We start from the raw sequence: 6,202 nt of genomic DNA, 5'->3' as shown, positions 1-6,202 counted from the left end.
CATTCTCGGCGATGCCGACAAGGTCAAATATGTCCCCCTCGAGATCAAGACTGCATTCACCACCCTGCAATCTGGGGGTATCGACCTTCTGGCACGCACTGCTACAGAGACTTTCCTTCGCAATGTCGAGATGAATCTCTCCTGGGCTGGCACCTATCTGTATGATTCCCAGGGCTTCCTTGCACGCAAGTCGCTCGGCGTGAACAGTGCTCTGGAACTCGACGGCGCTTCGATCTGCGTTTCCGCGGGTTCCAACTACGAGCAAAACCTGTCTGACTATTTCCGCAACAACAAGCTTTCCTTCACGCCGGTCGCCGCCAATTCGCGTGATCAGAACGAGAAGAACCTGATTGAAGGACGTTGCGACGTCTACGCCAATGTGCTGAGCGCCCTTGCAGCGGCTCGCGCCAAGATGCCAAACCCGGATGAATGGGTTGTTTTGTCGGAATTGATCTCCATGGAGCCCATCGGACCGGTCGTGCGTCAGGACGACTATCGCTTCCGCGATGTAGTGGCGTGGGTGCTCAATGCTCAGATCGCTGCTGAGGAATACGGTGTCACCTCGAAAAATGTGATCGAAATGCGTGACACTTCGTCTGCACCGGAAGTGCAGCGCCTGCTCGGCAAGACCGGTGATTTCGGCGCCAAGCTCGGCCTCGACAACGACTGGGCGTTGAACACTATCCAGGCTGTCGGCAACTATGACGAGATGTTCTCCCGTCACCTGGGTAATGAAAGCCCGGTCAAGCTGGAGCGCCGCTTGAATGGACTTTGGAAGGATGGCGGGCTGATGCACACCCCGCTAATCCGTTGATGCGTCGATAATTACTGTTACGGGCGGCGGTGGTCGCCCGTACACGGCTCTTCCGCTCTGCGTAGAGCGGCTTTGAGTTCTTTTAAAGGGATCACAATATGTCCGGACAGTCGACATCCTTAGCGACTGGCTATAGTGGCGTTTTCACGAGCGCTGCCTTGCGGCGTTGGCTGGTGCAGCTTCTCATTGTTGCTGCATTGGTTGCCGTCGGTTATGTGGCGTTCAGCAATCTGAAGAGCAATCTGGCCCAGCGTGGTTTGTCTCTGGGGTTCGATTTCCTCCGTCAGGAGGCGGGTTTCGAGATTTCTTTCTCGCTGATCTCATTTTCGGCCAGCGACAATTACATGCGGGTGTTCCTCGTCGGGCTGACCAACACGCTGCTGGTCACGATACTGGCCATCGTGTTGTCCACCATTCTCGGTTTCATCGTAGGCATCGCGCGTCTGTCCTCGACCTGGGCACTGTCAAAGGCCGCAATTCTCTATGTGGAAATCGTCCGTAATCTACCCCAGCTCCTGCACATCATGCTGTGGTACAATGTTGCGCTGCGCAATATGCCGGTACCCAAGAATGCCATTGGTGTGCTTGATGTGGCCTATTTGACCAATCGCGGCATTTACATTCCTGCAATCCACTCCGACCGACCGCTTCTATGGGTGATCAGTGTAATTTTTGCGATCGCAGCTTCCATTGCTCTTTTTGTTTCGATTACACGCCGCTCCGACGCCATTGGCCGGCCATTGAATGCATGGCTGCCGTCTCTGGCCGCGCTGGTGCTTCTGCCATTTGCTGTGGCGTTCATCTCGGGCAGCACGCTTTCCATCGACATGCCGCAATTGAAGGGATTCAACTTTATCGGTGGATGGGTTTTCGTGCCGGAACTAAGCGCGCTAGTTTTCGCCATGGCCATATATAATGCCGCGTTCATTGCCGAATTGGTGCGAGCTTCCATCGAAGCCGTCAGTCGCGGCCAGAGAGAGGCTTCGGCAGCTATCGGCTTCAACTGGGCGCAAACATTACGCTACATTATCATCCCGCAGGCCCTTCGGGTCCTCATACCGCCGCTCGGAAACCAGTACCTCAATATTCTTAAAGGGTCATCCCTTGCCGTGGCGATCGGCTTCCCCGACCTAGTCAGCGTGTTCACGGGCATCACCATGAACCAGACTGGCCGCGCGATTGAGATCGTGCTGATGACCATGGGGACCTATCTACTGATCGGTCTGGTGATTACGGTTCTCCTCAATGTCTTCAACTATATGACCCGGATTGTAGAACGATGAGCGTAGTGCAATCTCCCATCATCGCCGAGGAACCATCCTCCACTGGTTGGATGCTCGATTTCGCAAGAACGAAACTGTGGCCGACGCGCCAAGCGCTGATCGTTAACCTCATCGTTATGGCAGCGTTAGGGGCCATTTTGGCCAACCTCGTGCCGTGGGCCCTGTTCAATGCCACATGGACGGGTACCAGCCGTGCCGACTGTACCGCAGGCGGCGCCTGCTGGGCCTTCGTACATGAGCGCTGGCCACAATTCGTTTACGGCTTCTACCCAGAGGAAGAACGCTATCGTGTGAATATGGTTTTCGCGACGCTGGCTACCGGTATCGTTGCCCTGCTTGTTCCCGCCATACCCGGCAAACGCTGGATCGGCTCGTTCATGGTGCTGATCTATCCATTCTTCTGCCTGGCGCTGCTGCTTGGTGGTTTTTCTGGTCTTCCCCTGGTGCCCACGGATCGCTGGGGTGGCTTGCTTCTCACTCTCGTGCTCGCAGTCTCTGGCATCACGTTGTCATTGCCGGTTGGGGCAGCACTGGCGCTGGGCAGGCGCAGCAAAATGCCTGTCGTGCGCTGGCTGTGTATTGGTTTCATCGAATTTTGCCGGGGTGTGCCATTTGTCACGGTCCTGTTCATGGCAATCGTGATGCTGCCATTCTTCCTGCCGACCGGTATGAAACCAAATGCGCTGGCGCTCGCTGTTGTCGGCATAATTTTCTATGAAGCCGCGTATATGGGGGAAGTCATTCGGGGCGGCTTGCAAGCCATTCCGAAGGGGCAATATGAGGCCGCAAAGGCCATTGGTCTCGGGTTTTGGCGCATGATGATCTACATCATCCTGCCGCAGGCGGTGGGCAAGGTCATCCCGGGCATTATGAACACCACTATTTCGCTCTTGAAGAACACGACGCTGGTTATGGTCGTGGGGCTGTTCGATCTGCTCAACATCGTCAACGCCGGTGCTTCGGACCCGAAATGGTCCGGCTCGCAGACGGAAGGCTATTTCGTTGTTGGGGTGGTGTTCTGGCTCATGAGCTTTTCGCTGTCGCTATACAGCCGCAGCATCGAAACAAAATTGAAGAAAGCGGATCAACGATGACCGGCAAAGCTTCGCAGCGAACACCCCTGCTCAACCTGCGCGATGTCAGCAAATGGTATGGCAAGTTTCAGGTGTTGAATGGGATCAATCTGGAAGTTACCGCTGGTGAGAAGATTGTCATCTGTGGACCTTCGGGCTCAGGGAAATCGACAATTATCCGTTGCGTCAATGGCCTGGAAGGTTATCAGCACGGTGAAATCCGCGTTGGCAACGATCTGGTTCGTCAGGACAGCGCGGGGATCGAGGTGATCCGCCAGCGTGTCGGCATGGTGTTTCAGTCTTTCAACCTATTCCCGCACATGACCGTTCTCGAAAACCTGACGCTGGGGCCGATCAAGCTGCGCCACAAACGTAAGGTAGATGCAGAGGCTGAGGCGCTTGATCTTCTGAAGCGTGTACATATCGTCGAGCACGCACACAAATATCCGAACCAGCTTTCGGGCGGGCAACAACAGCGTGTCGCCATTGCGCGCGCGGTTGCGATGGAGCCAGAGATCATGCTGTTCGACGAGCCGACTTCCGCACTCGATCCTGAAATGGTGAAGGAAGTGCTCGATGTCATGATTGAACTCGCCCAGACGGGCATGACCATGGTTTGCGTGACCCATGAGATGGGCTTCGCTCGTGCTGTCGCGGACAGGGTGGTCTTCGTGTGCCAGGGTCAGATTACCGAAGTGGCGCCACCCGATACCTTCTTCACCACACCGCAGACCGAGAGGGCGCGGCAGTTTCTCCAACAGATCATTCACTGAAGGCCGTCCAAGGCCAGTCCAAAGAGTGTCCGATATGACAACGCTTCCACAAACTGAATTTCCCTATCGTCTGAGACTTCCCGGCCCCACAGCCATCCCCGAAGCGGTGCGGATGGCGGGCTCGCGCCCGATCATCAATCATCGCGGCGCAGAAATGCGCGTCATCCTGAGCGAAGTTCAGGCGATGCTGCGTCCGCTTTTCGGAACGACGCAGCCGGTGATCCTACAATCAAGTTCCGGTACTGGCGCGATGGAGACAGCTCTCGTTAACATTCTGGCACCTGGCGAAAAGGTCCTTGCCTGCGTCAATGGTCAGTTCAGTGAACGTTTCGCCAAGATCGCGAGTGCCCTTGGTGCCGAGGTCGATATACTCGACATTGAATGGGGTAGAGCACCCGATCCGGAAGAAGTGCGCCAGCGTCTGGCCGGTGACGACTATCGCGCTGTCCTCGTCGTTCATAATGAAAGTGCGACCGGTGCGTTGGCGGACCTGCGTGCGCTCGGTGACGTTACCGCCAAGTCGTCTACACTTCTCGTGGTCGACAGCGTTAGCGGTATCGGCGGTGCAGAAATGCGTCAGGATGAGTGGGGCGTTGACGTCGTGGCTACCGGTTCGCAGAAAGCGCTGATGTGCCCCCCCGGCCTTGGGCTGATCAGTCTGAGCGCAAAAGCGCGTGCTATTGTCGGCAGGGATGATCGCTGTCCGCGTTTCTATTGGGATCTGCGAAAGGCGCTGGCGGTTGTCGAGCAAAACGAGACTGCCTTTACCGCTGCGGTTTCGCTCGTGCAGAGCTTACATGCGGCGTTAAGCTTGATTCATGAAGAAGGTATTGAGCGAGTTTATGCGCGTCACCTTCGCCTGTCGAATGCCATGCGTGCTGGCTTCGTCACCCTTGGTTTGGAAGCTTTTGGAGACCCGTCATGCTACTCGCCGACCGTCGTGGTGGGTGGATTGCCCGAAACGATCAAGGGCAGCGATGTCGTCAAACACATGCTGGAAACTTACAACACGGCCATCGCTGGCGCTCGCAACAAGCTCCAGGGTCGGGTTATCCGTATCGGTACCATGGGGGCTTTTTCCATCGGTGATGTGGTGACGGACCTGCTTTATCTTGGTCGATCCCTACAGACGCTTGGCCACGTCTGCGATCCGGACGTGGCGGTTGCCGCTGCTCTTTCCGCCAATCATTGATTTTGAGAGGACACTGAACATGCCCCACATCTGGGTTGAATACTCTGCTAACATTGAAAAAGAAATCAACGTTCCGCAGTTGCTGGAAACCGTGCAGGATGCGCTGATTGACGACGGGAGCATTTTTCCGCTCGCAGGTGCGCGTACGCGTGGTGTGCGTATCGACAACTATCTAATTGTCGATGGCCATCCCGACAACGCCTTTGTGCATGTCTTGTTACGCGTCGCATCCGGCCGAAGCGAAGATGATCGAAAAGCTGCGGGCGAAAGAGTTTTCGCAAAAGTGAAGGACAATCTCGCGGATATAATGGCCAGTAGGCCGCTGGGACTATCGGTGCAGATGGAAGAAAGCGGCGGCACCGTCAATCTCAAGACCAGCAACTATCGCGACTATCTCAAGCTTCGTACTGCGAGCTGAGATCAAGCAGTAGTTAGCCAAGTTGCCAATAGGTATAAAACGCAGGCCCAAAGCCTGCGTTTTTTTAGCCAAAATGCCGTCTCGGAGTTACCAATTGGCGGCAGTGCAGCGCTCACTCATTGAGATTTGATGGGTCGTCTTCAGTATCCGGTAGAATATTGAAACTGTTCATAGAGGTTTCCAGCTCTGCGAGCATAATCTGGAGCAGCTGAAGTCGTTCGTGTCCGTAAGTTTCGGCGATCCGCTCGTAGATTTGAGCGGATTGGGGTGTATGCTGGCGGATGAGTTCTTTTCCCTTTTCAGTAAGGGACAATACGCTTCGCCGCTGATCGTCCTTATCCGTACGGCGCTTGATATGCCCAGATGTTTCCAATGTACGCAGAATCCGCGAGAGGCTTGGACCAAGCAGAAAAGTTAGCCGGACAAGATCGTTAACATCTACATCAGCTTCGCCTGCTGAACTGATAGCCCGGATAACACGCCATTGTTGTTCTGTAACATGATGCTCGCGCAACGAATTTCTGAAATGACGCATCACGGCTTCTCGAGCGCGCAAAAGATGCATTGGAAGCGACATTGAAAAGTCACGCAGATCACGTTCCGGAGCGGAACGATTGCCATCGCCTTGCTTCCCTTTCATCGATTAACG

General features: G+C 55.2%; 7 protein-coding genes. 6 read left to right on the top strand and 1 reads right to left on the bottom strand.

Annotation, left to right across the window (positions count from 1 at the left end; translation table 11 throughout):
* The 6 genes from CQZ93_RS24835 to CQZ93_RS24810 form a co-directional block, all read left to right on the top strand.
* On the top strand, window positions 1-814 hold an 814-nt coding region (locus tag CQZ93_RS24835), incomplete at its 5' end, for a type 2 periplasmic-binding domain-containing protein (protein ID WP_181153469.1).
* A gap of 98 nt (window positions 815-912) precedes the next feature.
* Window positions 913-2,097, top strand: coding sequence for an amino acid ABC transporter permease (locus CQZ93_RS24830; RefSeq protein WP_105545134.1), 1,185 nt, complete (start codon window positions 913-915; stop codon window positions 2,095-2,097).
* Entirely contained in the window at window positions 2,094-3,191 is a 1,098-nt protein-coding gene (locus CQZ93_RS24825; RefSeq protein WP_105545133.1) for an amino acid ABC transporter permease, read from the top strand. Before CQZ93_RS24830 ends, CQZ93_RS24825 begins: the two co-directional genes overlap by 4 nt.
* Window positions 3,188-3,943, top strand: a complete 756-nt coding sequence (locus tag CQZ93_RS24820) for an amino acid ABC transporter ATP-binding protein (RefSeq protein WP_105545132.1) — start codon at window positions 3,188-3,190, stop codon at window positions 3,941-3,943. The genes CQZ93_RS24825 and CQZ93_RS24820 overlap by 4 nt, the downstream gene beginning before the upstream one ends.
* 34 nt (window positions 3,944-3,977) lie before the next feature.
* Window positions 3,978-5,135 (top strand): pyridoxal-phosphate-dependent aminotransferase family protein, encoded by a 1,158-nt coding sequence (locus CQZ93_RS24815; RefSeq protein ID WP_105545131.1) that lies wholly within the window; start codon window positions 3,978-3,980, stop codon window positions 5,133-5,135.
* 19 nt (window positions 5,136-5,154) lie between these two features.
* A complete protein-coding gene (locus CQZ93_RS24810; protein WP_105545130.1) occupies window positions 5,155-5,553 on the top strand; it encodes a 5-carboxymethyl-2-hydroxymuconate Delta-isomerase in 399 nt (132 codons plus the stop codon).
* A 112-nt stretch (window positions 5,554-5,665) separates the two neighbouring features.
* On the opposite strand, the gene hpaR is transcribed toward CQZ93_RS24810, so the two are convergent.
* Window positions 5,666-6,193: a homoprotocatechuate degradation operon regulator HpaR gene (hpaR, locus tag CQZ93_RS24805; RefSeq protein ID WP_105545129.1), complete on the bottom strand. Its 528-nt coding sequence runs from the start codon at window positions 6,191-6,193 to the stop codon at window positions 5,666-5,668.
* Between the last annotated feature and the right edge of the window lie 9 nt (window positions 6,194-6,202).

This window comes from Ochrobactrum vermis, from assembly GCF_002975205.1.
Lineage (GTDB): Bacteria > Pseudomonadota > Alphaproteobacteria > Rhizobiales > Rhizobiaceae > Brucella > Brucella vermis.
This window is presented reverse-complemented; position numbering and strand designations above follow the sequence as displayed.

Excerpts from the sequence above, each read along its gene's own strand:
- CQZ93_RS24830 (WP_105545134.1), top strand. The coding sequence starts at position 913 with ATGTCCGGACAGTCGACATCCTTAGCGACTGGCTATAGTGGCGTTTTC.
- CQZ93_RS24825 (WP_105545133.1), top strand. The coding sequence starts at position 2,094 with ATGAGCGTAGTGCAATCTCCCATCATCGCCGAGGAACCATCCTCCACT.
- CQZ93_RS24820 (WP_105545132.1), top strand. The coding sequence starts at position 3,188 with ATGACCGGCAAAGCTTCGCAGCGAACACCCCTGCTCAACCTGCGCGAT.
- CQZ93_RS24815 (WP_105545131.1), top strand. The coding sequence starts at position 3,978 with ATGACAACGCTTCCACAAACTGAATTTCCCTATCGTCTGAGACTTCCC.
- CQZ93_RS24810 (WP_105545130.1), top strand. The coding sequence starts at position 5,155 with ATGCCCCACATCTGGGTTGAATACTCTGCTAACATTGAAAAAGAAATC.
- hpaR (WP_105545129.1), bottom strand. The coding sequence starts at position 6,193 with ATGAAAGGGAAGCAAGGCGATGGCAATCGTTCCGCTCCGGAACGTGAT.